This window comes from Microbacterium sp. NPDC055442 (assembly GCF_053644215.1).
Genome location: NZ_JBSHLF010000001.1, coordinates 56,076 through 82,521 on the forward strand (window position 1 = coordinate 56,076; position 26,446 = coordinate 82,521).

Annotated in this window: 33 protein-coding genes and 1 tRNA gene; 17 read left to right on the forward strand and 17 right to left on the reverse strand. The window is 69.6% G+C overall.

Features of this window, described 5'->3' with window-relative positions:
- The first annotated feature begins 50 nt into the window (after window positions 1-50).
- Window positions 51-1,460: an HNH endonuclease signature motif containing protein gene (locus ACWIBS_RS00305; RefSeq protein WP_376127851.1), complete on the forward strand. Its 1,410-nt coding sequence runs from the start codon at window positions 51-53 to the stop codon at window positions 1,458-1,460.
- A 48-nt stretch (window positions 1,461-1,508) separates the two neighbouring features.
- Here ACWIBS_RS00305 and ACWIBS_RS00310 read toward each other — a convergent pair whose 3' ends face one another.
- The gene (locus tag ACWIBS_RS00310; protein WP_376127849.1) at window positions 1,509-2,141 is read right to left on the reverse strand and encodes a hypothetical protein; all 633 of its coding nucleotides are present in this window, start codon (window positions 2,139-2,141) and stop codon (window positions 1,509-1,511) included.
- Between the two features lie 68 nt (window positions 2,142-2,209).
- On the opposite strand from ACWIBS_RS00310, the gene ACWIBS_RS00315 reads away from it, so the two are divergent.
- Complete coding sequence (locus ACWIBS_RS00315; protein ID WP_376127847.1) at window positions 2,210-2,629, forward strand: Lrp/AsnC family transcriptional regulator; 420 nt, start codon at window positions 2,210-2,212, stop codon at window positions 2,627-2,629.
- Between the two features lie 4 nt (window positions 2,630-2,633).
- Here the strand turns inward: ACWIBS_RS00315 and prfB are convergent, their stop codons facing one another.
- Window positions 2,634-3,746, reverse strand: a complete 1,113-nt coding sequence (gene prfB / locus ACWIBS_RS00320) for a peptide chain release factor 2 (protein WP_376127845.1) — start codon at window positions 3,744-3,746, stop codon at window positions 2,634-2,636.
- A gap of 20 nt (window positions 3,747-3,766) precedes the next feature.
- Between prfB and ACWIBS_RS00325 the strand changes: the two genes are divergently transcribed.
- The gene (locus ACWIBS_RS00325; RefSeq protein ID WP_376127843.1) at window positions 3,767-5,050 is read left to right on the forward strand and encodes an MFS transporter; all 1,284 of its coding nucleotides are present in this window, start codon (window positions 3,767-3,769) and stop codon (window positions 5,048-5,050) included.
- A 35-nt stretch (window positions 5,051-5,085) separates the two neighbouring features.
- Complete coding sequence (locus tag ACWIBS_RS00330) at window positions 5,086-5,448, forward strand: hypothetical protein (protein ID WP_376127842.1); 363 nt, start codon at window positions 5,086-5,088, stop codon at window positions 5,446-5,448.
- 43 nt (window positions 5,449-5,491) lie between these two features.
- On the opposite strand, the gene ACWIBS_RS00335 is transcribed toward ACWIBS_RS00330, so the two are convergent.
- The 4 genes from ACWIBS_RS00335 to ACWIBS_RS00350 form a co-directional block, all read right to left on the reverse strand.
- Window positions 5,492-5,728 carry a hypothetical protein gene (locus ACWIBS_RS00335; RefSeq protein ID WP_376127840.1) on the reverse strand — a complete coding sequence of 79 codons (237 nt, stop codon included), beginning with the start codon at window positions 5,726-5,728 and terminating at the stop codon, window positions 5,492-5,494.
- 133 nt (window positions 5,729-5,861) lie between these two features.
- Entirely contained in the window at window positions 5,862-6,293 is a 432-nt protein-coding gene (locus ACWIBS_RS00340; RefSeq protein WP_376127838.1) for a pilus assembly protein TadG-related protein, read from the reverse strand.
- A complete protein-coding gene (locus tag ACWIBS_RS00345; RefSeq protein ID WP_376127836.1) occupies window positions 6,290-6,754 on the reverse strand; it encodes a TadE family protein in 465 nt (154 codons plus the stop codon). Before ACWIBS_RS00345 ends, ACWIBS_RS00340 begins: the two co-directional genes overlap by 4 nt.
- Window positions 6,729-7,139: a TadE/TadG family type IV pilus assembly protein gene (locus tag ACWIBS_RS00350; protein ID WP_376127834.1), complete on the reverse strand. Its 411-nt coding sequence runs from the start codon at window positions 7,137-7,139 to the stop codon at window positions 6,729-6,731. Before ACWIBS_RS00350 ends, ACWIBS_RS00345 begins: the two co-directional genes overlap by 26 nt.
- A gap of 118 nt (window positions 7,140-7,257) precedes the next feature.
- Here ACWIBS_RS00350 and ACWIBS_RS00355 point away from each other — a divergent pair, with 118 nt between their 5' ends.
- From ACWIBS_RS00355 to ACWIBS_RS00395, 9 genes are all read left to right on the forward strand, one after another.
- On the forward strand, window positions 7,258-8,685 hold the full coding sequence (locus ACWIBS_RS00355) for a recombinase family protein (RefSeq protein ID WP_376127832.1): 1,428 nt from the start codon (window positions 7,258-7,260) through the stop codon (window positions 8,683-8,685).
- Window positions 8,682-9,050, forward strand: a complete 369-nt coding sequence (locus ACWIBS_RS00360; RefSeq protein ID WP_376127830.1) for a hypothetical protein — start codon at window positions 8,682-8,684, stop codon at window positions 9,048-9,050. Before ACWIBS_RS00355 ends, ACWIBS_RS00360 begins: the two co-directional genes overlap by 4 nt.
- 114 nt (window positions 9,051-9,164) lie before the next feature.
- A complete protein-coding gene (locus ACWIBS_RS00365) occupies window positions 9,165-9,377 on the forward strand; it encodes a hypothetical protein (protein ID WP_376127828.1) in 213 nt (70 codons plus the stop codon).
- Window positions 9,374-9,514: a hypothetical protein gene (locus ACWIBS_RS00370; RefSeq protein ID WP_376127827.1), complete on the forward strand. Its 141-nt coding sequence runs from the start codon at window positions 9,374-9,376 to the stop codon at window positions 9,512-9,514. Before ACWIBS_RS00365 ends, ACWIBS_RS00370 begins: the two co-directional genes overlap by 4 nt.
- The gene (locus tag ACWIBS_RS00375; protein WP_376127825.1) at window positions 9,511-11,400 is read left to right on the forward strand and encodes an AAA family ATPase; all 1,890 of its coding nucleotides are present in this window, start codon (window positions 9,511-9,513) and stop codon (window positions 11,398-11,400) included. Before ACWIBS_RS00370 ends, ACWIBS_RS00375 begins: the two co-directional genes overlap by 4 nt.
- On the forward strand, window positions 11,397-11,774 hold the full coding sequence (locus tag ACWIBS_RS00380; RefSeq protein WP_376127823.1) for a hypothetical protein: 378 nt from the start codon (window positions 11,397-11,399) through the stop codon (window positions 11,772-11,774). Before ACWIBS_RS00375 ends, ACWIBS_RS00380 begins: the two co-directional genes overlap by 4 nt.
- Entirely contained in the window at window positions 11,771-11,989 is a 219-nt protein-coding gene (locus ACWIBS_RS00385; protein WP_376127821.1) for a hypothetical protein, read from the forward strand. The genes ACWIBS_RS00380 and ACWIBS_RS00385 overlap by 4 nt, the downstream gene beginning before the upstream one ends.
- 268 nt (window positions 11,990-12,257) lie before the next feature.
- Entirely contained in the window at window positions 12,258-12,563 is a 306-nt protein-coding gene (locus ACWIBS_RS00390) for a hypothetical protein (protein WP_376127819.1), read from the forward strand.
- A 163-nt stretch (window positions 12,564-12,726) separates the two neighbouring features.
- A complete protein-coding gene (locus tag ACWIBS_RS00395) occupies window positions 12,727-13,554 on the forward strand; it encodes a hypothetical protein (RefSeq protein WP_376127817.1) in 828 nt (275 codons plus the stop codon).
- 31 nt (window positions 13,555-13,585) lie between these two features.
- Here ACWIBS_RS00395 and ACWIBS_RS00400 read toward each other — a convergent pair whose 3' ends face one another.
- The 6 genes from ACWIBS_RS00400 to ACWIBS_RS00425 form a co-directional block, all read right to left on the reverse strand.
- A complete protein-coding gene (locus tag ACWIBS_RS00400; protein WP_376127815.1) occupies window positions 13,586-14,116 on the reverse strand; it encodes a hypothetical protein in 531 nt (176 codons plus the stop codon).
- Window positions 14,117-14,152: 36 nt separating this feature from the next.
- Window positions 14,153-14,962: a hypothetical protein gene (locus ACWIBS_RS00405; protein WP_376127814.1), complete on the reverse strand. Its 810-nt coding sequence runs from the start codon at window positions 14,960-14,962 to the stop codon at window positions 14,153-14,155.
- A gap of 242 nt (window positions 14,963-15,204) precedes the next feature.
- The gene (locus ACWIBS_RS00410) at window positions 15,205-15,336 is read right to left on the reverse strand and encodes a hypothetical protein (RefSeq protein WP_376127812.1); all 132 of its coding nucleotides are present in this window, start codon (window positions 15,334-15,336) and stop codon (window positions 15,205-15,207) included.
- A 19-nt stretch (window positions 15,337-15,355) separates the two neighbouring features.
- Window positions 15,356-16,273 (reverse strand): type II secretion system F family protein, encoded by a 918-nt coding sequence (locus ACWIBS_RS00415; RefSeq protein WP_376127810.1) that lies wholly within the window; start codon window positions 16,271-16,273, stop codon window positions 15,356-15,358.
- Entirely contained in the window at window positions 16,270-17,127 is an 858-nt protein-coding gene (locus ACWIBS_RS00420) for a type II secretion system F family protein (RefSeq protein WP_376127808.1), read from the reverse strand. Before ACWIBS_RS00420 ends, ACWIBS_RS00415 begins: the two co-directional genes overlap by 4 nt.
- Complete coding sequence (locus ACWIBS_RS00425; RefSeq protein WP_376127806.1) at window positions 17,124-18,299, reverse strand: CpaF family protein; 1,176 nt, start codon at window positions 18,297-18,299, stop codon at window positions 17,124-17,126. Before ACWIBS_RS00425 ends, ACWIBS_RS00420 begins: the two co-directional genes overlap by 4 nt.
- 113 nt (window positions 18,300-18,412) lie before the next feature.
- Here ACWIBS_RS00425 and ACWIBS_RS00430 point away from each other — a divergent pair, with 113 nt between their 5' ends.
- From ACWIBS_RS00430 to ACWIBS_RS00440, 3 genes are all read left to right on the forward strand, one after another.
- Window positions 18,413-18,622: a PLDc N-terminal domain-containing protein gene (locus tag ACWIBS_RS00430; protein WP_376127805.1), complete on the forward strand. Its 210-nt coding sequence runs from the start codon at window positions 18,413-18,415 to the stop codon at window positions 18,620-18,622.
- A 58-nt stretch (window positions 18,623-18,680) separates the two neighbouring features.
- Window positions 18,681-18,762 (forward strand) — tRNA-Leu (locus ACWIBS_RS00435).
- A 91-nt stretch (window positions 18,763-18,853) separates the two neighbouring features.
- Window positions 18,854-19,579, forward strand: coding sequence for a DedA family protein (locus tag ACWIBS_RS00440; protein WP_376127960.1), 726 nt, complete (start codon window positions 18,854-18,856; stop codon window positions 19,577-19,579).
- 6 nt (window positions 19,580-19,585) lie between these two features.
- Here the strand turns inward: ACWIBS_RS00440 and ku are convergent, their stop codons facing one another.
- The gene (gene ku, locus ACWIBS_RS00445; RefSeq protein WP_376127803.1) at window positions 19,586-20,461 is read right to left on the reverse strand and encodes a non-homologous end joining protein Ku; all 876 of its coding nucleotides are present in this window, start codon (window positions 20,459-20,461) and stop codon (window positions 19,586-19,588) included.
- Window positions 20,462-20,537: 76 nt separating this feature from the next.
- Here ku and ACWIBS_RS00450 point away from each other — a divergent pair, with 76 nt between their 5' ends.
- Window positions 20,538-23,192, forward strand: a complete 2,655-nt coding sequence (locus ACWIBS_RS00450; RefSeq protein WP_376127801.1) for an ATP-dependent DNA ligase — start codon at window positions 20,538-20,540, stop codon at window positions 23,190-23,192.
- A gap of 6 nt (window positions 23,193-23,198) precedes the next feature.
- Here ACWIBS_RS00450 and ACWIBS_RS00455 read toward each other — a convergent pair whose 3' ends face one another.
- The 4 genes from ACWIBS_RS00455 to murI all read right to left on the reverse strand — a co-directional run bounded on the left by ACWIBS_RS00455 (window position 23,199) and on the right by murI (window position 26,413).
- Window positions 23,199-24,107: a cation diffusion facilitator family transporter gene (locus ACWIBS_RS00455; protein WP_376127799.1), complete on the reverse strand. Its 909-nt coding sequence runs from the start codon at window positions 24,105-24,107 to the stop codon at window positions 23,199-23,201.
- A 74-nt stretch (window positions 24,108-24,181) separates the two neighbouring features.
- Window positions 24,182-24,799: an RdgB/HAM1 family non-canonical purine NTP pyrophosphatase gene (rdgB, locus tag ACWIBS_RS00460; RefSeq protein WP_376127797.1), complete on the reverse strand. Its 618-nt coding sequence runs from the start codon at window positions 24,797-24,799 to the stop codon at window positions 24,182-24,184.
- On the reverse strand, window positions 24,796-25,533 hold the full coding sequence (gene rph, locus ACWIBS_RS00465) for a ribonuclease PH (RefSeq protein ID WP_376127795.1): 738 nt from the start codon (window positions 25,531-25,533) through the stop codon (window positions 24,796-24,798). The genes rdgB and rph overlap by 4 nt, the downstream gene beginning before the upstream one ends.
- Window positions 25,534-25,585: 52 nt before the next feature.
- Window positions 25,586-26,413 (reverse strand): glutamate racemase, encoded by an 828-nt coding sequence (gene murI / locus ACWIBS_RS00470; protein ID WP_376127794.1) that lies wholly within the window; start codon window positions 26,411-26,413, stop codon window positions 25,586-25,588.
- Window positions 26,414-26,446 lie beyond the last annotated feature (33 nt).

Below are 26,446 nucleotides of genomic sequence, written 5' to 3' on the forward strand. Positions count from 1 at the left end.
CTGGGTGAAATCGAGGCCCGAATGTCGGAGGGGGTCACCAGGATGGAGGCATGAACCCGCTCCTGGCACAGCTCGACTCGCTCGATGCGCTCGCGAGCGAGATGCTCGAGCGGCACAGCGACGATGACGGCCTGCGGCGGGCATCCGATGAGCAGGTGCTGCTCGTGCTGTCGGCAGCGGCACGGGTGCAGCGCCGCCTCGATGCGCTGCTGATCGAAGCGGGCGACGAGGTCGCGGCACGGTCCGAGACCGGAGTCGTCGAAGATCGGATGACCTCGCGATTCGGATGCCACGACGTCAACGAGCTGCTGCAGCGCACGACGCTGCTGGGTCCGGCATCCGTCGGGCGCCTGCTGCGCGCGGCGAAGGGCGTGTGCGGTGAGCGCGCGCTCGTGAGCGGCGAGCGATTGGAACCGAAGCTCCCGGCGCTGCGTCGCGTGATGCTCGACGGCGCAGTGGGCGTCGACGGCGTCCTGGCGATCGCGACACCCCTCCTCGCGACAGGACGCCGGGCCTCACGTGAAGCGCTCTGCGAAGCCGACCGGCTGCTCGCGGCCGTGGCGACCGGTGAGGGGCCCGACGGGGCGCCACCGGCGTGCGCGGATCTGCTGCGGGTCCAGGCTCAGGCGTGGCAGATCGCGCTCGACCAAGACGGTGCCGAGCCCCGCGATCGCCTCGCCGCGTATCGACGCGGTGTCACGCTCGGAGCACCGACCGACGCGGGCGTGCCCATCCGCGGCACGCTCATGCCCGAAGTCGCGGCGCAGTTCCAGCGACTCTGCGACGCCATGCTGTCGCCCCGCGTCGACGGCGTGCGCTTCGTCGACGAGCCGGCTCACGCCGACGATCCACCCGGGCCGGCCGACACCCGCTCGCGCGCGCAGAAACAGCACGACGTGCTCGCGACCGTGTTGACGGTGGCCGCAGCGAGCGGCGAGCTGCCGACGATCGGCGGCGCCGCACCCACTCTCGTCGTCTCGGTGCGCGAAGAAGACGCCGCGCGCGGCACCGGCTACGCGCACATCGACGGTTTCGGGCGGCCCGTCTCGATGGAGACGGCCCTGCACATCTCCTGCGGATCGGTCATCCAGCGCATCACGATGAACGACGAGGGCCGAATCCTGCGGCTCGGAACCGAAGAGCGCGTCTTCAACCGCCGTCAGCGTCGGGCGATCGCGCTCCGCGACGGCGGGTGCGTGATCCCCGGGTGCGGTGTTCCGGCGGCCTGGTGCGAGATCCACCATGTGATGGAGCACGCGGCAGGCGGACCCACACACACCGATAACGGCGTGCTGGTCTGCTGGTTCCATCATCGATTCCTCGAATCCAGCGGCTGGTCGATCCGCATGGTGCGGGGTGTGCCCCAGGTGCGCGCACCACTGTGGTACGACTCCAGCGGTCGATGGCGGGCCGTCACGACCTCGCCGACCCGGCTTCAAGACGCGGTACTCAGAACCTGACGGCGCCCGCCCCCTCTCGCGATCGATTCCCGCTCGACGGGCGGCGACTCAGCGCGCGAACGTGAGCGCTGCGTTGATGCCGACCGCCACCCCCAGCGCAACGACGACGCCGTTGCCGATGCAGGGCGAGAGCCGGAGCAATCGTGGTGTCGACCGCGTGCGCAGCACCGCACCGACGCTGACCAGCAGCGCCTGCCACGCGAACGAAGCCCCACCGACGGCCAAGACGAACGCCACCGCATTCCCCCACGACGATGTCGCTTCGGTGATCGCGGTGGCGACAGCCGCGAAGTAGACCACCGTGGTCGGATTGATCACGGTGAGCCCGACGAACAGCGCGAATCGGCGTGCCGACGTGCCGGCTTCGTCTGCCGGCGCGAGGCCGGCAGACCGCCGTGCCTGCACGAGCCGCCACGCGCCGATCGCGACCAGCGCGCACCCTCCGGCGAGGTGAGGCCAGGGCGCCCAGCCGGCGATCACGGGTGCCGCCGTCGAGCCGGCCGCCACGGCGACCGCACAGAGGATCACGTCGGTCGTCGCGACACCCGCGGCAGCCGTCAGTCCACGCACGCCGCCCTGCGTGGCCCCCTCCTGGACCAAGAGCACCCCGATCGCACCGAGCGGTATGGCGAGTGCGAAACCCGCGACGAGCCCCGAGAGCAAGGCGACACCGACATCCATGCGCCCAGCATCATGCGGCGCCCACATCCGACAGAGCGATACGCGGTGCGCCTGGGATGATGGGCGGTATGGACGCCCTCGACGAGAAGATCCTCGGTCATCTGCGCGAGAACGGCCGAGAATCGTTCAGCAGCATCGGACGGCAGATCGGCCTGAGCACGAATGCCGTTGCGGCCCGCGTGCGACGTCTCGAGAACACGGGCGTCATCGTCGGGTATCAGGCGATCCTGGCGACGGATGCGCCCGACCCCACGGCCCATCTCGAGGGCTTCATCGACGTGCGTCTGCACGCCGATCGCGATTCAGACGACTTCCTGGCGTGGGTGCGGGGTGTGCCGCAGATACGCGACGCCGTGCATGTCACCGGCCCGCACGACTACCTGCTTCGCGTGCGCGTGCGCGACATGAGTGACCTCGATCAGCTGCTTCGCAAGATCAAGAAGGATGCCGGCGGCGCACAGACGCAGACGCGCCTCGCGCTGCGCTGAGACGTCAGTCGTCGTCGTCCTTGCGCTTGCGCCAGCGGATGCCGGCCGAGATGAGCCCGTCGAGCTCTCCGTCGAACACCGATGCCGGGTTGCCGACCTCGAAACCGGTGCGCAGATCCTTCACGAGTTGCTGCCCGTAGAGGAAGTACGACCGCATCTGGTCGCCCCAGCTCGCGGTGATGACACCGGCGAGCTCCTTCTTCTTCGCTGCTTCCTCTTCGCGCTTGAGCAGGAGCAGGCGCGTCTGCAGCACCCGCATGGCGGCAGCGCGGTTCTGGATCTGCGACTTCTCGTTCTGCATCGACACGACGATGCCCGTCGGCACGTGCGTGAGTCGCACCGCCGAGTCGGTCGTGTTGACCGACTGGCCGCCCGGGCCCGACGAACGGAACACGTCGACGCGGATGTCGTTCTCGGGGATCTCGACCTCGACGGCCTCTTCCATGACCGGGATCACCTCGACCGCCGCGAACGAGGTCTGGCGCTTGTCGGCCGATCCGAAGGGGCTGATTCGCGCGAGGCGGTGCGTGCCGGCCTCGACCGACAGCGTGCCGTAGGCATACGGGGCGTCGACCTCGAACGTCGCCGACTTGATGCCCGCGCCTTCGGCGTACGACGTGTCCATGACCTTGACGGGGTACTTGTGGCGCTCAGCCCAGCGCAGATACATGCGCAGCAGCATCTCGGCGAAGTCGGTCGCATCGTCGCCGCCCGCGCCGGAGCGGATCGTGACGACGGCCGAGCGCGAGTCGTACTCGCCGTCGAGGAGCGTCTGCACCTCGAGCTGACTGATGACTCCCTCGAGCTCGGCGAGCTCCTTGCGGGCTTCGTCGGCCGAGTCCTCGTCGTCCATCTCGAGAGCGAGCTCGATGAGCACCTCGAGGTCGTCGAGGCGCCGCTCGATGCCGGCGATGCGCTTGTATTCGGACTGGCGGTGGCTGAGCGCGCTCGTGACCTTCTGCGCCTTCTCGACGTCGTCCCACAGGTCGGGCGCGCCGGCGGCCTCGCTGAGGCGCGCAATCTCGCCGGTGAGTGCGTCGACGTCCACCACGGCGCGAATGTCGTCGAAGGTGGAACGCAGCGCCTGGATGTCGTCGGAAAGATCGAGTTCGAGCATGGCACTCCAGAGTAACGTGGATGGGCGTGACCGATCACTCCGACCCCGTCCGCGCACGTGACGTGCTGTGGCGGTTCGGCCCCATGGTCTATGCGCCGACCGTGCTCTTCGCCTTCGGCGAGGGCGCCGTGATCCCGCTCATCCCGGTCATCGCCGCGCAGCTGGGCGCCGATCTCGCGACCGCCGCGCTCGTGGCATCCGCTCTCGTCGTCGGACAGCTCTGCGGAAACCTTCCCGCAGGCTGGGCCGTCGCGCGCATGGGCGAGCGGCTCACGATGGCGATCGCCGGCACGGTGGCCCTCGCGGGGGTCGTCGTGCTCGCACTCGCCCCATCTCTCGGCCTCTTCGCGCTCGCGGTCCTCCTGATCGGCTTCTGCGCCGCCGCCTTCGGCCTGGCACGCCACTCGTTCATGACGACGCGGGTGCCGATCGCCTTCCGCGCGCGAGCACTCTCGCTGCTGGGCGGGACGTTCCGCTTCGGCATGTTCATCGGCCCGTTCGCCGCCGCCGCGCTCCTGGCGATCTTCGGTGACGAGCACGCCGCGATCTGGCTCTTCGCGGCGTGCCTCGTCGCGACGGTCCTGCTCGTGCTTCTGGGGCCCGACCCCGAGAAGCAGTTCGCGCCCGTCTCTCCGGCGCCGCTCGCCGACCCCGCCATCGTCGAGGACACCGGCGAGCCGGTCACCGGCTCGATCCCGACCGCCGCGCCCATCGGGGTGTTCCGCACGATGTGGCGCTATCGAGGGGTTCTCGCCCGACTCGGCAGCGCCGCGGCATCCCTCTCGGCCGTCCGTTCGGCGCGCCAGGTCGTGCTGCCGTTGTGGGGCTACTCGATCGGTCTCGACGCGCAGACGATCGCGCTGGTCGTCGGGGTGTCGGGCGCGATCGACTTCGCCCTGTTCTACGCGAGCGGTCAGGTGATGGACCGCTTCGGACGCCTGTGGGCCGCGCTCCCGGCCATGATCCTCATGGGCGCCGGCTTCGTCGCGCTGTCGTTCACCCACGACCTCGAGCAGTCGGCGATGTGGTTCGCGCTCTTCGCCGCCGTCCTCGGCGTCGGCAACGGCCTCTCCAGCGGCATCCTGCTCACACTGGGGGCGGATGCCGCCCCCAAGACCGATCCCGCACCGTTCCTCGGCTCCTGGCGCACGCTCACCGATGCGGGCGGCGCGGTCGCGCCCCTCGTGGTGTCGGGCGTCGCCGCCGCGGCATCCCTCTCGGTCGCGACCGGCGTGATCGGCGTCGTCGGTCTCATCGGCGCACTCGCCTTCATCCGCTGGGTGCCGCGCTTCACGCCGTCGTAGCATCGGATGACCCGCCGCCGAAACGGAGGAGCTCGATGTCCGAACAGCACCATCTCGCCGACGAGGACTACAAGGTGGCCTGCACCGGCTACCCGAAGGGAATCCAGTACCGCGTCGAGGACCCCATGAACGGTCTGTCGTACGACTTCGACGGGTTCGTCGACGGGCACCTGGTCTGGACGATCGCGGACTACACCCGGCAGTTCGACGGAGCGGGCCCAGTCGAGGGCGGCTTGGAAGGGGCGTATCGCGACAGTGCCGGGCTGCAGAACGCGGTGCGCCAGGGCTACCCGGTGACGTGGTTCGTGCAGCGGGCCGCCGACGCGAACCGGCTGCGCGCGATGATCGAGGACGCGGGATACAGCTCGATCTTCGTCCGGCACCTGCCGATCGAGTGATTCGCCGCGGCGCGGTCAGAGGGCGAACTCGCCGCGGTCCGGCCTAGCTCTGGATCATCCCGCCCTTCGGCCAGGCCCCTTCCGTCACGTGACGCTGCAGGATCTGCCGGATCGCCTTGTTCGCCGCGATCCGCTCCCCCGCGACGACCGGCGGTGGAGCGTCCTCCGCCGCCGACACGCGCACCCGCAGCGGATCCGCGTCCGTCGGGCTCGTCTGGATCTCGTACTCGGCCGAGGTCGCGTCCTGCGAGATCTGTCGGTACTTCAGGTACACCGCCACGTCGGCACTCCTTTCGCGCGGCGGGGCGTCGCACCTCGCCATCGTCCACGCTGACGGATTCGGGGCGGATCTCCGAGCCGACACGCCCAGCCCGGCGGCGTGTCGGCGCCACGATCCGCCCCGAACCCGTCCGTCAGCGCAACGCCGTCCGACTCGTCGCGGTGGCCTGCAACGGCACCCCCTCGGGCACGAAGAGCGTGAAGACCGGCGGATGCCACGCCCCCGCCACCGTCACCCGCGCCGAGACACCGTCGGGCGTCGCCGCCGACACCACGCGCGCGTCGCTCGCGACGACGTCGAGAAGAGCGGATGCCTGCGCGTACACGTCATCGGAGGTCAGGCGCGCGACCGGCTCAGCGCCCGAGATCTCGAGCGTGAAGCCGTCTGCGCCGGCGAGAGCGGCGGCATCCGCGATCGCGTCGAGCCGCTTCTGCGCGAGATACAAGCTCGTGGCGTCGACGCACACGAACACCGTGACGGCGGCGAGCAGCGCGTACCCGATCGTGAGGAGCAGCACGCTGCCCTGGTCGTCGCGGGCGAGACGGCATCGCAGCCACCCGATCACGGTGCACCCCACAACCGCGAGACCTTCTGCACCGCGCTCGCCTCGACCGGCACGGCGGCGACGCGATCGAGCCCGAGCACAGACGGCGCGAACGGCAAGGGCACCGTCGTGCGCAACGACACCACGACGGTCGCACCCGGCGCGGGGCACGGCACGACGGCGGGCGCACACGCGATCGAGACCTGCACGCGCTCGGCGTCCATGCCGTACTCGCGCACGACGGCATCGAGCACGGCATCCGCGCGCGCACCGGCATCCGTCGCACCATCCGCCGTCGAGATCGCGCGCGCGATGTGCCGCGCCGCGGCCTCGGCGCCGAGCGACTGCGCCTGGATCATGCCCAGCGCCACCACGAGGTAGAGCACCGGCACGAGCAGGACGACACCGACCAGGATGAACTCCAGCGCCGCCGAGCCGCGCTCGGGGTCGTCGACCTCACCCGAACGACTCGAGGGGCGCATGCGCCGTCACCTCCAGCATCCCGGGCGCGCCCCACAGCCCGATGAGGGGCAGCGTCGCGCGCACCGTCACGGCGACGGTGTCGTGGCCGAGGGTGCGGACCGCGCTCGCCCGCACGTCGGTCGCGTAGCCGCCTCCGACCGTGCGCGTGAGAATCTCGCGGGTGCGACGCTCACCGTCGAGGGCGGTCGTGTCGGCGAGCGCCGCGTGGTACGCCCCCTCGACCGCCGCGTCGTGCACGACGTTGCGCACGTACACCGCGAGCCCGAACTGCAGCACGCCGAGCGTGAGCGCCGTCAGCAGCACCCCGACGAGCACGAACTCGACCGGCGCCGATCCCCCGTCATCGCGCAACGCCGCGACGAGGCGAGAGCGGATGCCGCGCATCAGAACCCGGCGACACGCGAGATCGCCTGCTCGAACAGCCCCGCGAGCGCGGGCCCGGCGAGCGCCCAGATCACGACGACCAGACCGGTCACGACCTAGTTGGTGTATTGTGGATGGCATGGGAACGAAGCCTCGACGCTCTGCCGCGCTACTCGATGGGCCGGACTCGTGCGTCATCTACGTCCGGATCTCGCAGGCGCGCGATGGGAGCACGACGAAAGTCGAGACGCAGGAACGTGAGTGCCGCGCGCTCGCGAAGCGACTCGGGCTCGCCGTCGAGAAGGTCTACCGCGACAATGACATGTCCGCGACGAGTGGGAAGGTCCGCCCCGCTTTCGAGGCGATGCTGAAGGCGCGGCCCGAGGCGATCATCGCTTGGCACCAGGACAGATTGCTGCGCCTCACGAGCGACCTAGAGAAGGTGATCGATCTCGGCGTCGGCGTGCACTTTGTCGTGTCCTCGACGCTGGAGCTTTCGACCCCGGCTGGCCGCGCGGTCGGGCGCACTGTAGCCGCGTGGTCGCAGTACGAAGGCGAGCAGAAGGCAGAGCGCCAGCGCGCGGCGAACGTGGCGCGAGCGGAGCGGGGACACTGGCAGTTCTCACGCCGCCCGTACGGGTATGAGCGCCGCGACGGCCGGGTCGAGATCGTCGAGGCTGAGGCTGAGATTGTGCGCGAGTTGTACCGGCGATACATCGCGGGCGAGTCGCTCTATGCGATCGCCGCGGACCTGACAGAGCGCGACGTGCCGACGTTCGATGGCGCCTGGTCGATGAAGCGCGTAGGCCAGATTCTGCGGAACGATCACTACGCGGGCATCGTGACCTATCAGGGTGATCGCGTCGATGCTCCCCCGTCGTGGGTGCCGCTAATCGATGAGCGCACCTGGAGCGATTACGTCGAGACCCGCGTCGGTCGCAGGCGTAAGGGCGCCTGGAGCACGACGACGCGACATCTTCTGAGTGGAATGCTGACCTGCGGAGTCTGCGGATCTCGGATGCTCGCGCGCCCCGATCGCGGGCATCAGGTCTACGCATGCACGACCAATTGGTGTGTCAGTATGCGCGGGGCAGACGTGGAGCCAGTCGTGGAGGGCATCGTGCTCGCACGTCTGGCTGATAAGAAGGTCCTCCACGCGCTGCGCCACGTCCCAGATACTGCGCCGCTACAGGCTGAGATCGCCGCGCTGCGCAAGCGGCGAGAGGATGTGACCGATCTTCTCGCCGAAGGCATCCTGGACCGCCGCAAGGCTCGCCAGCAGGCGGCAGATCTGTCGGCCCGGATCGATGCTCTCGCCGGTCGACTGGCCGCGATGCGCAAGGAATCGCCGCTGACCGATCTGGCGCTCGCCCGCTCGATCCCAACCCGCTGGAAGGGTCTCTCAGTGCTCAACAAACGGCGCGTCATCGAGGATCTCGGGCTGCAGGTGACGGTCAACAAATCTCGACCCGGTCGACGCCCGCTGGACGCCGAGGGTAAGCCGATCGTGGACCTGCGGCGGCTGCAGTTCGATTGGCTCGATGCGAACGCCGAGGCCATCGGATGACGTCGATCAAGGTGTCGTGCGCCACCGGCCACAAGCGATCGACCGTCGCGAGGTTCGGCACCCGCGGAACCCTCGGCGAGGCGTGGCCGACGGTGAACGCCAACGGCGAGCCTGTGAACCCTAGACCGTTCTGGGGGCTCCAGGGCGCCTCTGAGGCGATCGTGAAGGCCAGCACCGTCCAGCCCTATCTGCCGTTCGACGGCGACTCTCACGACACGCTCACGCTGCAGTGTCCGCGGTGCGCGCTCTCCTTGCAAGTGCGCCAGTCAACCATGAACGCACTGCTCGCACCGTTCGCAGATCGGGGCGACACGCGGATCGCGCTCGCGGATCTCATTGCCGCCGCATCGCCCGGTAGCAACTAGACTTTGAAGCACACCGGCAGTTGTGGGCCGGTCTAAGCAAACCGCATCATCCACGCCTCTCAACGGGGGCAACGTGCGAGGGCAATGCCCTCCGCTCCCCGTTGGAGGCGTTCCTTGTCAATACCCGACACGATGCCCGCGCGTGCGAAGGTCGCCGCGCTCTCCCGGTCACGCTCCCGGACTGACCCGGCGCTGACCACGGCCCGCCGAGATCTCGCCGCCGCGAACATCGCCGCCGCCATCGACCGCGCACTCGCGGACGCTCCCGCGCTCAGCGATGAGCAAGCCGAGGCGCTCGCCGCCCGACTCCGCGGCAGTGCAGCATGACCCGCCTCGATCGATTCTACCGAGCGCAAACCGAGATCCAGCAGGCTCGTGATGCCGCCCGCGAGCGTGCGCGGACTGCTGCGCACGAGCCGCCCGAAGCCGCTGTAGACGCCAACGAGCGCGAGGTGATCGCATGACTCGATCCGCCGCGTATGAGCGCGTTACAGCCGCGCTCAGCGCGGGCGGCTGGAAGATGCGAACCCACGGCCGCGACAGGGCGCGAGCGCAGTGCCCCGCGCACGGCGGCGACGATCTGAACCTGTCGGTTGCTCGCGGCGACCAGGGCGTGCTCGTGCGCTGCTGGTCGCAGGCATGCTCCGAAGCCGAGATCGCCGACGCGCTCGGGCTGCAGCTCGCGGAGCTGTTCGATGCAGACGGCCGCGCGCGGTATAACTACGGCGCCGGTCATTTCGTCACCCGGACGCGGACGCCGCAAGGTAAACGGATCTCGCAGACAAGAACGCCCACGACGACGGCCCTCTGGATTCCAGAGGGATCGAGGCCGATCGCAGAATCTGCCGTCGTGCTGCTCGCCGAGGGCGAGAAGGCGGCGGATGCGCTCGTGAGGATGGGGGCGACCTGCGCGGCGACATGGCCTGGCGGGTCTGGCGGAGTCGGCAAGGTGGACCTCTCCCCGCTCGCGGGCCGTACCGTCGTGATCTGCCCGGACGCCGACGAGCCTGGAGAAAGGGCGCTGCGCGCCCTGGTGGCGCGGCTGGACGGGGTTGCCGCCGAAGTCAAGGTTTGGCGTACCCCGCCGACGTTCGGAGATGCGAGCGGGCTGCTGGACAGCGCCGACCTCTACGTCGCGGGCGGCAGTCTCGACGATCTCGTCGAGGATCTCGTACCAACTGTCGAGGCGGGCGAGGATTGGGGCGAGATCCCGCTCGAGGACCTCGTCGCGGGACTGCTCGACGGGACGGTCGAGACCGCCGCGCCGTCGATCTTGACGCGCGAAGACGGTCAAGCGCTGCTCTATCCGGGCAAGGTCAACGGCATCCACGGGGACTCGGGCGCAGGCAAGTCCTGGACTGCGCTACTCGCCGCCGCGCAACTGCTCGCCGACGGCCGCCATGTCGCCTACGTCGACCTGGAGGACTCCGCTGCCGACATCGTGGGGCGGCTGCTGGCGCTCGGAGTGGAGCCGCGACACATCGTGGAACGCTTCCACTACCACCACCCTGAGAGCCGCTTCCACGTCGGCGCGGATCGCTTCCTCTCGTCGCTCCAGAAGATGGATGCCGCTCTCGTGGTGATCGACTCGACCGGCGAATCGCTCTCGCTGGAGGGGGCGAATCCGAACGCTGACGAAGAGATCGCGGCATGGTTCCGCGAGGCGCCAAAGCGGATCGCCGCCACGGGGCCGGCCGTGCTCATCCTCGACCACATGCCAAAGTCCTCAGCCGACGATCTATGGCCGATCGGCTCTCAGCGCAAGCGGGCCGCCATCGACGGCGCTCAGTACCTGCAGGAGATCGTGAGTGCGTTCTCGCGGGAGAAGGCAGGCGCCGCCAAGCTGGTAACTGCCAAGGACCGGCACGGCACGTATGCGCGCGGGCAGAAGGTCGCTCTGCTGCATGTCACTCCCGAGGGCGGCACCGTGCGTCTCACGCTCGCCGCCCCGGATGCCGTCGCGACGATCTCGGGAGCATTTGAGCCGACGACGCTCATGGAGCGAGCATCACGTGCGCTCGAAGACTCGATCGAGCCGCTCACAGGTGCTCGGCTCATCTCCGCCATTGGCGGCAACAAGAGATACGCGGCGCGCGCGATCGCCGCCCTTGTGGACAGGGGCAACGTCACTATCTCGATCGGCTCGCGCAATGCCCGCTGTCACTCGCTCGTGCAGCCATACCGGGAGGGCGACCTACCCCCGTCGATCGGGGAAGGTCATCCCCCAATCGGCATTCTGACCTCCCCCCGTCTAGGGACGGGGGTAGGAGGGCAGGTCATTGACCTCCCCCCGGGGCAGGTCGGGGCAGGTCGGGGCAGGTCGTCGTCTGGCGTGGAGGTGAGCGCATGACAATCGCCAGGCTGAAAGCCGCTACATCGAACGCGTTCGAGGCCAATCGGAGCGCCACAGTCGACGATCTCGTCGAGGTCCGCCACGAGGGCGGCATCTCGATCTGGTCACTCGGGCCGGTCGCGTGCGTGATCGAGACGCTCACCGAGGACGCACCGGGAATCTACACCGCGATCATGCGCCGCCGAGTGCTCGCGAACCTCACCGGCCATTGCCCGGGCTGCGGCGCGGTTGCTGGCGTCACACATGAGTCGCGCGGCGAACTTATCCACGCGACCCGTTGCATCGTCGGGCATCCCCCTCGGCGAATGACCGCGTATCTCGACCCGGCGGCAACGGCTGCCATCTGCAGCCTCGTAGGAGACATCGCATGAACCCCACCCCTGCCCCGCCGCCCGCGCCCAACGCCGTCGAGGGTCTCCGCACGAGTCTCGATTCCGTGCTGAAACTCGTGCTCAGTCGGCTCGACCCGAGCCGGGCAACTCCAATCAGTGTGCGCGAGGCTCTCGCCGCCGCAGGCGTCCAGGTCAGGGAAGTGTGGGCCGGCCAATGGCTCGACGAGGCTCGCGAGATCAGGCGCGGACGATGACTACCGAGACGCAACACCTTGTCGGGTGGACGTTCCACGCGCTGGCCGACGCCGCGGGGATTACGCACCTGCAGGCGTTCCGGCTGCTCGAGTCCGAGGTGCGTGCCGGTCGTGTCGTGCGACTTACGTGCGGATCTCGTGAGTTGTACTCCCGGCTAGGTGGGGGCGAAATCACTGAGATTCAGCCGCCCGACCCAGTGACCTACCGGCCGCCAACCCGCGATCGGCTACCTGCCCGCAAGGGCTCAAGCAGAAAGAAGAGGAAGCGATGAACGAGACGACGAACCAGAACCGCGACACGGACGCCGGTGTCGATGCGTGGACGGCAGAGGCCCTAGCCGATCTCCTAAGCGTGGACGTGGAGATTGCGGAGCGAGCCCTCGATCAGGGTGTGGCCGGTGGCTGGGCGGTTCGCCTCTCCCAAGGCCCGACCACTTTCTACCTGGCGGGGTCGATCGCGAGCCGGTTGACCGGATTCGGCGCCGTGCCTGTCGAGGGCGAGCGCCTCGATGCTCGCCGCGAGCGCGCTCGCCAGGACCGCGACCGCAAGGAAGGAACCGAACGTGCCCACTGAACGCCAAGCCGTTCGAGAGCGAGCCCGCGCACTACTAGCCGCAGACGACGAGCGTCGCGCACGCCTTCCACGCGCTCTTTGTGGTGCGTGCGGCGCCGTCGTCAACGAGGGGGAAGGAATCGCTGCGAACGTGAATTCATGGGCGCCCCAGGGAGAGCGATCTGTGTTCGACCACGTCGACAGCGAGCGTGCGATCAACAACCTGCCCGCCCTCTGCGGCTGGCGCCGCAGGCATGATGGCTGCGCCACGACCAGCGGAATCGTCGCCGAGATCCTCGGCAACGAACCGTTGCCGTACGAGATCGCGGGCGCCGCGCTCGGCTCGCTGCGGAGATCGCTGCTCATCGAGCGGCGTCACCCTGACCCGATCCACGCGGACGTGCAGCACCGAGCGAAGAAGCCGCGCCCGTGGGCTCACGTCACGGATGCCGACCGCGAAGTGCTGCGGAAGGCGATCGATCGCGTACGAGCCCAACATGAGCCGCGACGATGCGTCAACGGAGCGTGCGCCTGGTGCGGCGTCTCGAAGTCGATCGGCTGGCGATCATCGCCCGAGACATGGGCCGACGGCAGCGACGCGCCCCTCTGCCGCGCGTGCGCTGCTGTCTGGGAAAGCCGAGGGAAGCCGACTGATCGCGACAGCCGACGCCGCTGCGCGCTCGAAGCGCTGTCGGGCGCGGCAGGATTCCATGGCGACGGACTCGGCATCCGGGCATACATCGACCTCACGGGCGACGACCACAGCGGCACCGACCAGCCGTGGCAATACGCTCCGGCGGCACTCGAAGCCATCAAGGACCGAGCGCGCATGACATGGCCGAGTACCGTCACGGATCCGCAGATCCGGAACGAGTATGCCGAGCGCGCACGACGCGAGCACCGCGAAGCGCAAGAGGCTGTCTGGGCCGCGATCGAAGCCGAACGCGCCCAGGCGGAGGCTGAGGCCGCCCGCGCCGCGGGATGGGTCACAAACGGGGGTCTCGGTGGGTAGGCCGAGCACCTGCAAGCGGGGACGGCGACGCCTAGCGCTCGTCGTCCCCGTCGGCATCATCCCAGCCTCGAATGTCGCTTTCGAGCGCCTCGATCGCCGGGACGATGTCGAGATCGATCACCTCAGCATCCGAGATCTCTTCGTGGCCGCTTCTCGCCACCAGCATGTCGACAAGCCGATTCAACTCAGCCTCGTTTGGGGTCACGGCGAACCGCTGGGGCGCATCTAGGCCGTCAAGCTTCGACGCCCTATCCGCGACCGCCACGCCCGCCCTGAGGGCGCCTGGGCGGCCTGCAGCGGCGTCCCTGGCGGCAACGCTCCAGAGGTACTCCATGCGCTCGCGCCAGACCGTGCGCGCCTCGTCGGCACTCGGCTCCGGAAGGCGACCCACGAAGCGCCGAACGGCGCGTATCGCGTTGGCGTCATTGGCGAAGCCGACCGCTTCGGCGATCTCAGCCCATGTCTTGCCGAGCACGCGAAGGTGCCATGCCTGCGCCGCTCTCTGCATCGCGTCGCCTCGTGTGCCCACTTTTGTCATACCGATCTGTCCGCTACCTGTCACGCGTTCACACTCGCAGACTAGCGGAAATCGGACATGCTATCCGATCCGTACCCATTCGCCGCAACCACCCTGGATATCCAATGAATAGTCCGACGTTGCTACCGTGAGTTGGACCTGGGTCGCTGCAGGGATGAAGTTGTTGTCGATCGTGTTACCGGCTGAGTCCAGGCGAGCCCAGTAACAATTCTTGATGGAGCCACTCGCCTGGTAGGTGCCAGGTTGCACATCCTGACCGACGACGTAAACGCCCGCGCCCCAAAACCGAGTGCCGGCCGCGCGTTCCTGTTCCGCCTGTGTCGCTTGAGCCGATGCGGCTCGCAACGCGTCAGCGCCGGGGAAGTCGGGACAAATAACGAGCATCCCCGCTATCTCGGCCTGCTGCGCATCGCTGACTGGCCCGTTGGTCACGTAGAAGCCGGAGGTTGCCCCACAGAGCGCGTAGAGGTACTTCAGATGACTCAGGTCGCTATAGCCCGCTGCCTTGGCAGCTGCCACCTGCTCTGCGCCATAGTCCTGACCTCCAGAAGGCGTGGCCTCGCAGCTGTCGAATGGCTTGGCGGCTGCCCACGCATCGCGGAAGGATGCGAAGCTCAGCCGAACAATCGCGTCACTAGGACTGGAGCCAACCTTCTTCCAGTCGTAGAGGCTCGGATCCTCATAGCGACACTCGAGGCTGAAGGTGACGAGGTCCAGCGTAGGTGGCGTTGGCGTTGGCGTTGGCGTCGCAGTCTGCGTGGCGAGGCTACTCGGCTTGGCGGATTCTGCCGTCGCCGACCTGCTCGCCGCGCTGCACGCACTGAGCCCGACGATGAGAGCAACAGCGCCGACACCGCTCGCGACGCTCACCCATATTGACCTCGTTTGTACGTGCATCCATCTCCCCAGTCTGGCTATCCGGCATTCGCGCTGACTAGCCATAACGTATCCGAGGACGTCGCTCTGTGTGCTTGAAGGCCGCGATCCTCCCGGACCTCGCTCACTCGTGAGGACGGAGAGCGTCGCCAGGCGCGTCAGTCTTCGATTTGTGCTGGCCGGGGGGTGCTTTGCTCGGGATCCGGATGCCCCGCGGCGTATAGTCAGGCCGGGAATTACCCACTCACTGTCGACACTGGTAGTCCGGCCGTCATGAGGGTGATGAGCACCCAGCCGGGCACATCGCCGCGCTCGTCGTCGCGGAGGTCCTGCAGTGCGGCGTGCGCACGGGTGAAGAGGTATCGCATGAGAGTCCTTTCCTACGGGTCAGCCGATTCCGAGTCGGAGCATGAACACCCCGGGGAAGACGGCGAAGATCACACTGAGCGGCAGGATCAAGAAGACGAGCGGCAGGAGCATGACGATCTCCTTGCGCGCCGCGCGTTCGAGCAGGCCGCGCTTGGCGTCCTCGCGCGCGTCGAGCGCCTGCGCGTGCAGCACATGCGCGAGGGGCGCGCCGCGCTCGATCGCGGCGATGAGATGGTCGACCCCGCGTGAGAGCGCGGGCACGTCGAGTCGCTCCGACAGACGCGCCAGCGATTCCGGCAGCGACGACCCCGTCCCCACCGCGAGGACGACGCCGCGCACCTCGGCGGACATGTCCCCCGCACCGATGTCGCCGACACGTCGGAGCGAATCGAGGATGCCCTCGCCCGCCGACAGGCACAGCGCGAGGAATTCCCACAGGGTCGGCAGCTCCTCTTCGAGCCGCGCGACGCGGGCGCGCGCGGCACGGGTCAGCACGACGTCGCACACGACGACGGCGACGAGCCCGACCACGGGCGGCAGGATCCACGCGCTCGCCGAGGCACGGCCGACGAGCGCGAGTCCGACCATGAGCACGCCGCCGAGGCCGACACCGACGATCCCCCAGGTCAGCTGACGCCCGCGGAACATCGCGGCATCCATCGCCCAATCCGCCTGCCGCAGCCGCCGTTCGAGCGACGACGCACCCCCGACGGCACGCGCGAACCGCATCTGCGCCGCTCGCCACAGCGCGAACAGGTCCGGCGCCGCCGGCACGGTCGTGCCGCGCGGGTCGGTCACGTCCCGGATATACGGCCCGACACGCTGTGCGAGAGACATCGCTCCCCAGCGCGGGGCGACGGCGACGAGCAGGCACACTCCGACGCCGAGACCCGCGCCCAGGACGACGGCGACGGCGACATCGGTCACGGCGCTCATGCGAACCACCGCCGCGGCTCGGCGAGGCGCCCCATGCGCAGCATCACCCGGTATGCGATGACCGAGACGACGGCTCCCGCGACCACGAGCACGACGCCTTCCGCGCTCGCGTAGGCGCTCGCCCCCTCGGGCCGCATCGCGAGCAGCGTCAGAATGACCCACGGCGCCGCGACGCCGAGCACCGCCGCACCCCGGATCCACGACTGCCGCGCCTCGACCTCGGCGCGCAGCGCCGCATCGGCGCGCACCGATGCGGCGAGCGAACGCAGCACGGGTCCGAGCTCGGTGCCGCCGACCTGGCGGGCCATCCGCAGCGTTTCGACGATGCGGTCGGCGACGGGGTCGGCCAGCGCGGCCTTGAGCTGCCGCGCGCTCGAATCGAAGTGACCGGATGCCGCCAGGTCGCGCCGGTACGCCGAGAACCCGGCGCGCAGCTCGATGGGGGCGCAGTCCGCGAGGCTCGCGACGGCGTCGGGCAGCGACATGCCGGCACGCACGGAGGCGATGAGCAGATCGCACACATCGGGCCAGAGGCGGCGCCGGGAACGCTGCCGCCGAGTCCGCTGCGCGCGCACCGCCACGACCGGCGCGAACCCGCCCGCTCCCGCGGCGATGACGGCGAGCGGTGCGACCGGAACGACGAGCCACGCGACGGCGCCGCCGAGCGATGCCGCGCACACCGACACCGCCGCGAGCTGCCACGGGGCGACCCGTCCGAGCCCCGCCTCCTCGAGCAGTCGCGTGATGCGCGTCCTCTCGGCAGCGGGCGATCGACGGATGCCGTCCGGCCAGAGCCACGGCGACAGCGCGAGCAGCATCCCGGCCGCGAGGCTCGCACCGAGCACGACGGTCATGACTGGTCCGCCCGATACAGCGTCCGCGCGGCGATGAGCCCGCCCTCGACACCCGTCGGCGCGATGATCTCGGCGACGCGACGGCGACCCCCGGCATCCCGCACGCAATGCGCGACGAGGTCGACCGAGCCCGCCACCGCCGGCATCACGAAGCCCGCGTCGATGTTGCGCCCGGCCAGCAGCGGGAGCGCGACGAGCTTCGTGAGCGCCTCGCGCGCCGAATTGGCGTGGATCGTCGCGGTACCGGGAACCCCCGTGTTCAACGCCAAGACGAGATCGAGCGCCTCGGCATCGCGCACCTCGCCGACGACGAGCCGGTCTGGGCGCATCCGCAGCGCCTCCTTCACGAGACGTCGCAGCGTCACCTCGCCCGTGCCCTCGAGACTCGGCTGCCGACCCTGCAGCGCGACGAGGTCGGGAGCGTCCACGGCGAGCTCGAAGGTCTCCTCGACCGTGACGATCCGGTGCCCGGGCGGACAGGCCGCGATCAGCGCGCCGAGCAGGGTCGTCTTGCCCGCGTGCGTGGCTCCCGAGACGAGGATGCTGCGCCCCGCACGCATCGCATCCGTGAGAAGCCGCGCGCCCTCCGGCCGCAGGGCTCCAGACGCGACGAGACCGGCCAGGTCGCGGAACGCGGGCAGGAACTTCCGCAGATTGAGCGCCCAGTGCCGACGTGTGATGTCCGGGATGACGACATGCAGCCGGCTGCCGTCCGGCAGTGAAGCGTCGACGAAGGGCTGCGACAGGTCGATACGGCGGCCCGAAGCGTGCAGCATCCGCTCGACGAGGTCGCGCACGACCGTGTCGGTCAGTGCGAGCGGCACACGCTCGGACACCCCGCCCCGCGCGACGAAGATGCGGTCGGGAGCGTTCACCCACAGCTCTTCGACCGTCGGGTCGTCGATATAGGCCTGCAGCGGACCGTAGCCCGCGACGGCGGCGAGCGCCTCGCGCGCGCACGCCGCCTCGTCGTCGACGGGCACGAGTCCGCGGGCGAGCGCGAAATCGTTGTGACGGCGGACTTCGTCTCGCGCGACGCGCGCGGCGAACTCCGGGTCACGCGAGGGGTCGCTCTGCGCGCGCCGCAAGCGCTCGCGCACGCGCTCGGCGACCAGCACGGCGGCAGGCGCGGCGCGCTCCGCGGGGGCGGCAGGGGCGACGATGGAACTCACCGGAGCATCCTCGCAAGCGGCTCGATCGGCGCGGCGAAGTTATCCACAGCACGCACTTCTGGTGATGGCGGCGATCGGCAGGCAGGATGGAGACATCCAGGGAAAGGAAACCCATGTCCGTCGAGAAGAACCTTCCCCTTCCCGCGCGCGGTGCGCTCGGGTTACTCGCGATCGTGCAGGTGGCCTTCGCGTTCCTCGCCTTCTGGGATCTGGCACACCGCGACAAGCGCGAGGTGCGCGGCCCCAAACCTGCCTGGGTGCCCGCGATCCTCGTGAATTGGATCGGTCCGGCGACCTACTTCCTCTTCGGAATCAAGCACTGAGATCCGGGGGTCAGCACCCCGTGCGACGTCGGCGCGCGTCAGTAGACTTATCTCACTCGCGGGAGTGGTGGAACTGGTAGACACGCAGGATTTAGGTTCCTGTGCCTCCGGGCGTGTGGGTTCGAGTCCCACCTTCCGCACGCACATTCGTGCCCTTCCGACCGTGAAAGATCGACCTCGACGGGACCCCTCGTGCAGCACCTCTCCCTGATCCCGTGGCTCGACCCTGCGATGATCATCGCCGCCGCGGGCCCGTGGGCACTGGCGGTGGTCTGCTTCATCGTGTTCGCCGAGACCGGACTGCTCGTGGGCTTTCTGCTGCCCGGCGACACGCTGCTCATCATGGCCGGCCTGCTGTCGCATCCGATCCCCGGCGCCGAGAACGGCGTCTTCGGCGTCAGCGCCTGGGTCGTCGCGCTCCTGATCGGACTGTCGGCATTCGTCGGCGGAGAGGTCGGCTACCTCATCGGGCACAAGGGCGGTCCGGCTGTCTTCGAGCGCAAGGAATCAGGCGTGTTCAGCCGCCGCAACGTCGAGCGCACCAACGCGTTCTTCGAGCGGTACGGCGGGCTGACCGTCATCCTCGCCCGGTTCGTGCCGATCGTGCGCACCTTCGCTCCCGTCGCCGCCGGCGTCGGCCATATGCCGTGGCGGCGCTACTCGCTGTACAACTTCATCGGCGCCGTCATCTGGGGCTTCGGCCTCACGATGATCGGCTACGCGATCGGCTACATCCCCGTCGTCGGTGACCTCGTCGCCGAGTACATCGACGTCATCCTGCTGCTTGCCGTCGGGGGCACCGCGATCTTCGTGCTGTGGCACTTCCTCGCCGAGCGACGCAAGGCCCGCAAGGCCGCTGCGGCCGGCGACGCCGAGACCGACGCGGCCGAAGCCGAGGAGCTCGTCCTCGACCCCGAGGTGTTCGACGAGACGCCCGAGGGCGACACGAAGGCCTGACCGGCCTCACGAAGCCTTCTTCTTGCCGCCCGTCTTCTTCTTCGCGGGCTTCTTCTCGCTCTTCTTCTGCGCCGTCGCCCCGCCGCCGTTCCGCGCCGCCCGCGACCGTTCGACGCTGGCCCGCAGCGCGTCCATGAGGTCGATGACCTCGCCACCGGCATCCGCCTCTTCGCTCTCGCCGAAGGCCTCTGCGGTGTCGAGCGCGTCGCCCTTGTCGAGCTTGGCTTCGATGAGCGTGCGCAGCTCGCGCTGGTAGTCGTCGGTGAAGTCCTCGGGCGCGAAGTCGCTCGCGAAGCTGTCCACGAGGGATGCCGACAGCTCGAGCTCCTTCGCCGAGATCCGCACGCTCTCATCGAGCGACGGGAACTCAGCCTCGCGCACCTCGTCGGCCCACAGCAGCGTCTGCAGCACGAGCACGTCGCCGCGCACGCGCAGCGCCGCGAGCCGGGTCTTCTGCCGCAGCGAGAACTGCACGATCGCCGTGCGGTCTGTCTGCTCGAGCGTGCGGCGCAGCAGCACGTACGCCTTGGGCGAGGCTGAATCCGGCTCGAGATAGTAGGCGCGGTCGAACAGCAGCGGATCCACCTGCTCGCTCGGCACGAACTCGACGACGTCGATCTCGCGGCTGCGCTCGGACGGCAGCGAGGCGAAGTCCTCTTTCGTGAGCACGACGGTCTTCTCACCGTCGTCGTAGGCCTTGTCGATGTCCTGGTACGGCACGACCTCGCCGTCGATCTCGCAGACGCGCTGATACCGGATGCGCCCGCCGTCCTTGTTGTGCACCTGATGCAGCGACACGTCGTGATCCTCGGTCGCGGAGTAGACCTTCACCGGCACGTTCACGAGACCGAAGGTCAGCGCACCCTTCCAGATCGCTCTCATCTCACCAGTAGACACCCGTCACACGCCCCGTGGCTAGCCTCGCCGCTCCCCTTGACAGGCACGGCAGGATGGGCGCATGGCGAAATCGGCCGGTGAGCTCGTGCGGATCGACGGCCGCCGCCTGCGCGTGACCAATCTCGACAAGATCATGTATCCCGAGACGGGCACGACCAAGGGCGAGGTGATCGACTACTACACCCGCATCGCGCCGCTCCTGCTCCCGCACATCGTCGGCAGACCCGTGACGCGAAAGCGGTGGGTCGAAGGGGTCGGCACCGAGGAGCATCCCGAGCCGGTCTTCTTCGCGAAGGATCTCGAGCGCGGCGCTCCCTCCTGGGTCGCGCGTCGACCGATCGAGCATTCGGGCGGAGCCAAGGACTACCCGCTCGTCGGCGATGTGCCCACGCTCGTCTACCTCGCGCAGGTCGCGAGCCTCGAGCTGCACGTGCCGCAGTGGCGCTTCGCACCCGACGGCGGACGCGGCGACGCCGATCGGCTCGTGCTCGACCTCGACCCGGGTCCCGGCGTGGGTCTCGCCGAATGCGCCCTCGTCGCCGGCTGGGCGCGCGGCATCCTGACCGGCATGGGACTCGAGCCGTACCCTGTGACGAGCGGCAGCAAGGGCATCCACCTCTACGCGGCGCTGCCCGCGGGGCAATCCACCGACGCCGCCTCGGTCCTCGCCCGCGAACTGGCTCGCGCGATCGAGGCCGACCATCCCGAGCTCGTCGTGAGCAGCATGAAGAGGTCCGAACGCAGCGGCAAGGTGCTCATCGACTGGAGCCAGAACAACGGCGCCAAGACCACGATCGCTCCGTACTCGCTCCGTGGCCGCCCGCACCCGACCGTCGCGGCACCGCGCACGTGGGAGGAGCTCGACGCCCCCGATCTGCGGCACCTCTCGTTCGACGAGGTCCTCGAGCGCATGGAGCGCATCGGCGACCCGATGGATGCCCTGGGTTTCCACGCCGGTGCGCGCGAAGCCGAGCACGGTCCCCTGTCGGCCTACATCTCCAAGCGCACGGCGGGGCGCACACCCGAGCCGGTGCCCGCCAATCCGCTCGGCGAGACGCCCGACACCGACATGCCCGTCTTCGTCATCCAGGAGCACCACGCGTCGCGCCTGCACTGGGACTTCCGCCTCGAGCGCGACGGCGTGCTCGTGAGCTGGGCCGTGCCGCGCGGGGTTCCGCACTCCTATCGGCGCAACAGCCTCGCCATCATGACCGAGGACCACCCGATGGACTACGCGTCGTTCGAGGGAACGATCCCGGCGGGCGAATACGGCGGCGGGACCGTCACGATCTGGGACGAGGGCCGCTACGAGCTCGAGAAATGGCGCGACGACGAGATCATCGCAACGCTTCAGGGCCGCCCCGGCGGACCGCTCGGGCGCGTGCGTCTCGCGCTCATCCGCACGGAGGGCGAAGGCGAGAAGTCGAGCTGGCTGCTGCACCGCATGAAGACGGATGCCGCGGGTCGGCCGCAGCCCGACGCCACGCCCGTCTCACCCTCCCGCCAGGGTGACGAGGACGAGCCCCCGCGCATGCCCGGAAGGCCGGCGCCGGAGAGCGAACCGGAGCGCGTGTCGGCGGAGGATTCGCCCCCCGCGCGCACGCCGGCGCCGACGGCCACCGGGACGGCGGTACCGACGCCCGCGGCCGCGGCGCCGGCACCGGCGCCGGCACCGGCACCGGCATCGGCATCGGCATCGGCATCGGAGCATGAGCCACCCGCCACCGACACGGTCTGGCCGCCCCCGCCGAACGACCTGCGCCCCATGCACTCCGCGCCGGCGACCCCCGGGATCGCACGCGCCGCCGCGTCACGGTGGGGTGCGTGGGTCGAGGTCAAGTGGGACGGCATACGCGCCGTCGGAGTGCGAGACGACAACGGCCTGCGTCTCGTCGCCCGCAGCGGCAACGACATGACGCATCGGTATCCCGAGCTCACCGCCGTCGACGCCGGTCTAGGCGGTGGCCGCACCGTCGTCGACGGCGAGCTGGTCGCGCTCGAGCCCGACGGGCGCCCGAGCTTTCCGCTGCTGCAGACCCGCATGAACCTCGAGCGGTCCGGTGACATCGCGCGCGAAGCACGCCGCACGCCCGTGCGCTACTACCTCTTCGACGTGCTCGTGCACGAGGGGCGCGACGTGACCCGGCTGCCGCTGCGAGAACGCCGCGGCATCCTCGAGACGCTCGCGGCACAGGCGATCCCTGCGATCGCGGTGCCGCCCGTCTTCGACGACGTCGACGCCGCCCTCGATGCGAGTGAGCAGCTGCGGCTCGAGGGAATCGTCGTGAAGGATCCCGCGTCGACGTATCGGCGCGGCATCCGTTCGGAATCCTGGCTGAAGATCAAGCTCACACAGACGCAGGAGGTCGTCATCGCGGGGATCCGCCCGGGCAAGGGCGGCCGCGCCGGCACGTTCGGCTCCCTGCTGCTCGGCATCCCCGGCGCCGACGGCCTGCAGTATGCCGGCCGGGTCGGCACGGGTTTCAGCGATGCCGCACTCGCCCACCTGCTGCGCGTCCTCACCCCGCTGCGCACCGACGAGAACCCGCTCACGGGAGTACCGCCGGCTGACGCACGCGATGCGCTGTGGGTGCGTCCCGAACTCGTCGGAGAGGTCGAGTACGGAGAGTTCACACCGGGCGGAATCCTGCGCCATCCACGGTGGCGGGGCTTGCGGCCCGACAAGTCCCCCGACGCCGTGCGGCGCGAGGGCTGACGCGCTTCACGCGTGCGCGTCGTGCTCGACGTGCCCGGCCGGTTCGAGCTGGAACGTCGAGTGCTCGACGTCGAAGTGGTGCGCGAGGCAATCCTGCAGCGCGACGAGCAGCGCGCCCGTACCGTCGCGGAACACCGACTCGTCGACGACGACGTGGGCGCTGAAGACCGGCGCGCCGCGCGTGAGCTGCCACACGTGCACGTCGTGAACGTCGACGACGCCTTCCTTGCTCAGCAGGTGCGTGCGGATCTCGGCGACCTGCATGCCGCGCGGCGTCGACTCCGACAGCACCGACGCGACCTCGCGCAGGAGCGAGACGGCGCGCGGCACGATGAGCGCCGCGATGAACAGCGAGGCGATCGCGTCGGCGGGCACCCAGCCGGTCACGATGATGACGACGGCGGCCGCGATGACGGCGGCCGAGCCGATCAGGTCACCGAGCACTTCGAGGTACGCCCCGCGCACGTTGATGCTGCGCCGCTGTGCCGAGCTGAGCAGCCACAGGGCGACGGCGTTGGCCACGAGACCGACGACCGCGACGACGAGCATGAGCCCCCCGCGGATCTCGATCTCGCCCGGGTCCACGAGACGCCGGATCCCTTCGACCGCGACCCAGACCGACAGCACGATGAGGATCACGCCGTTGACGAGGGCGCCGAACACCTCGGCGCGCTGGTATCCGAACGTGCGCCGGTCATCTGCCGGGCGGGCCGCGACGACGCTCGCGACGAGGGCGATCAGCAGCGCCGCGGCATCCGTGAACATGTGCGCCGCGTCGGCGAACAGCGCGAGCGAGCCGGTGAGCACGGCCCCGACGACCTGCACGAGCATGACGACCGACGTGATCGCGAGCGAGATCGCGAGCAGGCGACGGTTGCTCGCGCCGCGGATGCCGCCCGGCGCGTGATCATGCATATGCCCAGGCTAGGCCGCGTTCACTCGCGCCCGGGCATCGTGCCGCCAGTCGGGAATGAGTACGGTTCTCAGTCTCACCCGTGCGGGAGCCGTTCGAGGAGCGGAACGAGAGCGGTGAAGGCCCGAGCGCGGTGCGAGGCGGCGTTCTTCTGCTCGGCCGTCCACTCGGCGACCGTGCGGTCCGCGGCGGCGCCGTCGGGCTGCTCGTCGGGCACGAACACGGGGTCGTAGCCGAAGCCGCCCTCACCCGCCGCTTCGCGGGCGATGCGTCCCGGCCAGCGGCCTTCGACGACGTCCTCGCCGCCCGTCGCGGGGTTCACGAGGGCGATCGTCGAGACGAAGCGGGCCGTGCGGTGCGGGTCGGCGATGTCAGCGAGCTGGTCGAGCAGCAGCTCGCGGTTCGCGACGGCATCCTTCGCATGACCGGCCCAGTACGCCGAGAAGACGCCGGGCGCCCCGCCCAGCACGTCGACACACACGCCGGAGTCGTCGGCGAGCGCCGGCAGACCCGTGTGGGCAGCCGCCGCACGCGCCTTGATGAGCGCGTTCTCGGCGAAGGTGACCCCGTCCTCGACCGGTTCGGGGCCGTCGTAGCCGACGACCTCGAGGTCGGGGCGCGTCGCCGCGACGATCGCCTGGAACTCCGCGACCTTGTGCGGGTTGTGCGTCGCGAGGACGACCCGTCCGCTCATGAGGCTGCGAGCGCGGCGGTCTGCATGTCGCGCAGGTCGGCGCATCCGGCGAGACCGAGCTCGAGCATCGCGTCGAGTTCGCGCTTGTCGAACGGGGCGCCCTCGGCCGTGCCCTGCACCTCGACGAAGAGTCCGCGGCCGGTCACGACGACGTTCATGTCGGTGCCCGCGCGCACGTCTTCGACGTAGGCGAGGTCGAGCATCGGCTCACCGTCGATGATGCCGACCGACACGGCGGCGACCGAGTCGAACAGCGGTGTGGCCTTCTGGGCGATGAACTTCTTCTCGCGGCCCCACTCGATCGCGTCGGCGAGGGCGACGTACGCGCCCGTGATCGCCGCCGTGCGGGTGCCGCCGTCGGCCTGCAGCACGTCGCAGTCGATGACGATCGTGTTCTCGCCGAGCGCCTTCGTGTCGACGACCGAGCGCAGGGCGCGGCCGATGAGGCGGGAGATCTCGTGGGTGCGCCCGCCGACCCGGCCCTTGATGCTCTCGCGGTCGTTGCGCGAATTGGTCGCGCGCGGCAGCATCGCGTATTCGGCCGTGACCCAGCCCTTGCCCTTGCCCGTCAGCCAGCGCGGCACGCCGTTCGTGAACGACGCCGTGCAGAGCACCTTCGTGCCCCCGAACGAGATGAGCGCCGAGCCCTCGGCGTGCGCGCTCCACCGGCGCTCGATCGTGATGGGTCTGAGCTGCTCGGGCGTGCGGCCGTCGGCGCGGACGATCTCGGTCATGCGGGGTTCCTCTCGGGTGTGCGGTCCCCGGGGCGGGGCTGCACGATCGGGGTCAGGGGGTCGGTCGGGGAAGGTCGATCGCGCCGGTCTGCACGAGCTGCACATCACGCACCTCGCGGCCCATCAGACGGTGGGCGAGGCGCAGGAACTCATCGGCCGACGCACCGGTCGCTTCGTACGTGTGCCGGGGCGTGGCATCCGGGCCCGCGAGCAGGGTGCGCGACACGAGCTGGCGGTAGACGTCTTTCGCGGTCTCGGTGTCGCTCGAGACGAGGCTGACGCCCTCGCCCATGACGTAGCTGATGGCGCCCTCGAGGAACGGGTAGTGGGTGCAGCCCAGCACGAGCGTGTCGACGCCCGCGTGACGCAGCGGCGCGAGGTACTCCTCGGCGACGGCGAGCACATCGGGGGAATCGGTCACGCCGGCCTCGACGAAATCGACGAAGCGCGGGCACGCCTGGGCGAAGACGGTGAGGTGCTCGTTGACCTCGAGCATGTCCTGGTAGGCGCGGGAGCCGATCGTGCCGGCCGTGCCGATGACGCCGATGCGGCCGTTGCGGCTCGTCGACATGGCGGTGCGCACAGCGGGACCGATGACCTCGACGACGGGCACGTCGTAGCGTTCGCGCGCGTCGCGCAGCATCGCCGCCGATGCGGTGTTGCACGCGATGACGAGCATCTTCACGCCCTGCTCGACGAGCGTGTCCAGCACCTCGAGCGCATACCGGCGCACGTCGGCGATCGGCTTGGGACCGTAGGGCGAGCGCGCCGTGTCGCCGACATAGAGGATCGATTCGCGCGGCAGGAGGGCCGACACGGCCCGGGCGACGGTGAGCCCGCCGACTCCGGAGTCGAAGATCCCGATCGGCGCGTCATTCACGATGCCCCAGCCTACGCCAGCAGATCCCGTGCG

Coding starts and splice junctions, on each gene's coding strand:
- ACWIBS_RS00305 (WP_376127851.1), top strand. CDS start 51: ATGAACCCGCTCCTGGCACAGCTCGACTCGCTCGATGCGCTCGCGAGC.
- ACWIBS_RS00310 (WP_376127849.1), bottom strand. CDS start 2,141: ATGGATGTCGGTGTCGCCTTGCTCTCGGGGCTCGTCGCGGGTTTCGCA.
- ACWIBS_RS00315 (WP_376127847.1), top strand. CDS start 2,210: ATGGACGCCCTCGACGAGAAGATCCTCGGTCATCTGCGCGAGAACGGC.
- prfB (WP_376127845.1), bottom strand. CDS start 3,746: ATGCTCGAACTCGATCTTTCCGACGACATCCAGGCGCTGCGTTCCACC.
- ACWIBS_RS00325 (WP_376127843.1), top strand. CDS start 3,767: ATGGGCGTGACCGATCACTCCGACCCCGTCCGCGCACGTGACGTGCTG.
- ACWIBS_RS00330 (WP_376127842.1), top strand. CDS start 5,086: ATGTCCGAACAGCACCATCTCGCCGACGAGGACTACAAGGTGGCCTGC.
- ACWIBS_RS00345 (WP_376127836.1), bottom strand. CDS start 6,754: ATGCGCCCCTCGAGTCGTTCGGGTGAGGTCGACGACCCCGAGCGCGGC.
- ACWIBS_RS00350 (WP_376127834.1), bottom strand. CDS start 7,139: ATGCGCGGCATCCGCTCTCGCCTCGTCGCGGCGTTGCGCGATGACGGG.
- ACWIBS_RS00355 (WP_376127832.1), top strand. CDS start 7,258: ATGGGAACGAAGCCTCGACGCTCTGCCGCGCTACTCGATGGGCCGGAC.
- ACWIBS_RS00360 (WP_376127830.1), top strand. CDS start 8,682: ATGACGTCGATCAAGGTGTCGTGCGCCACCGGCCACAAGCGATCGACC.
- ACWIBS_RS00370 (WP_376127827.1), top strand. CDS start 9,374: ATGACCCGCCTCGATCGATTCTACCGAGCGCAAACCGAGATCCAGCAG.
- ACWIBS_RS00375 (WP_376127825.1), top strand. CDS start 9,511: ATGACTCGATCCGCCGCGTATGAGCGCGTTACAGCCGCGCTCAGCGCG.
- ACWIBS_RS00380 (WP_376127823.1), top strand. CDS start 11,397: ATGACAATCGCCAGGCTGAAAGCCGCTACATCGAACGCGTTCGAGGCC.
- ACWIBS_RS00385 (WP_376127821.1), top strand. CDS start 11,771: ATGAACCCCACCCCTGCCCCGCCGCCCGCGCCCAACGCCGTCGAGGGT.
- ACWIBS_RS00390 (WP_376127819.1), top strand. CDS start 12,258: ATGAACGAGACGACGAACCAGAACCGCGACACGGACGCCGGTGTCGAT.
- ACWIBS_RS00410 (WP_376127812.1), bottom strand. CDS start 15,336: ATGCGATACCTCTTCACCCGTGCGCACGCCGCACTGCAGGACCTCCGC.
- ACWIBS_RS00415 (WP_376127810.1), bottom strand. CDS start 16,273: ATGAGCGCCGTGACCGATGTCGCCGTCGCCGTCGTCCTGGGCGCGGGT.
- ACWIBS_RS00420 (WP_376127808.1), bottom strand. CDS start 17,127: ATGACCGTCGTGCTCGGTGCGAGCCTCGCGGCCGGGATGCTGCTCGCG.
- ACWIBS_RS00430 (WP_376127805.1), top strand. CDS start 18,413: ATGTCCGTCGAGAAGAACCTTCCCCTTCCCGCGCGCGGTGCGCTCGGG.
- ACWIBS_RS00440 (WP_376127960.1), top strand. CDS start 18,854: ATGATCATCGCCGCCGCGGGCCCGTGGGCACTGGCGGTGGTCTGCTTC.
- ku (WP_376127803.1), bottom strand. CDS start 20,461: ATGAGAGCGATCTGGAAGGGTGCGCTGACCTTCGGTCTCGTGAACGTG.
- ACWIBS_RS00450 (WP_376127801.1), top strand. CDS start 20,538: ATGGCGAAATCGGCCGGTGAGCTCGTGCGGATCGACGGCCGCCGCCTG.
- ACWIBS_RS00455 (WP_376127799.1), bottom strand. CDS start 24,107: ATGCATGATCACGCGCCGGGCGGCATCCGCGGCGCGAGCAACCGTCGC.
- rdgB (WP_376127797.1), bottom strand. CDS start 24,799: ATGAGCGGACGGGTCGTCCTCGCGACGCACAACCCGCACAAGGTCGCG.
- rph (WP_376127795.1), bottom strand. CDS start 25,533: ATGACCGAGATCGTCCGCGCCGACGGCCGCACGCCCGAGCAGCTCAGA.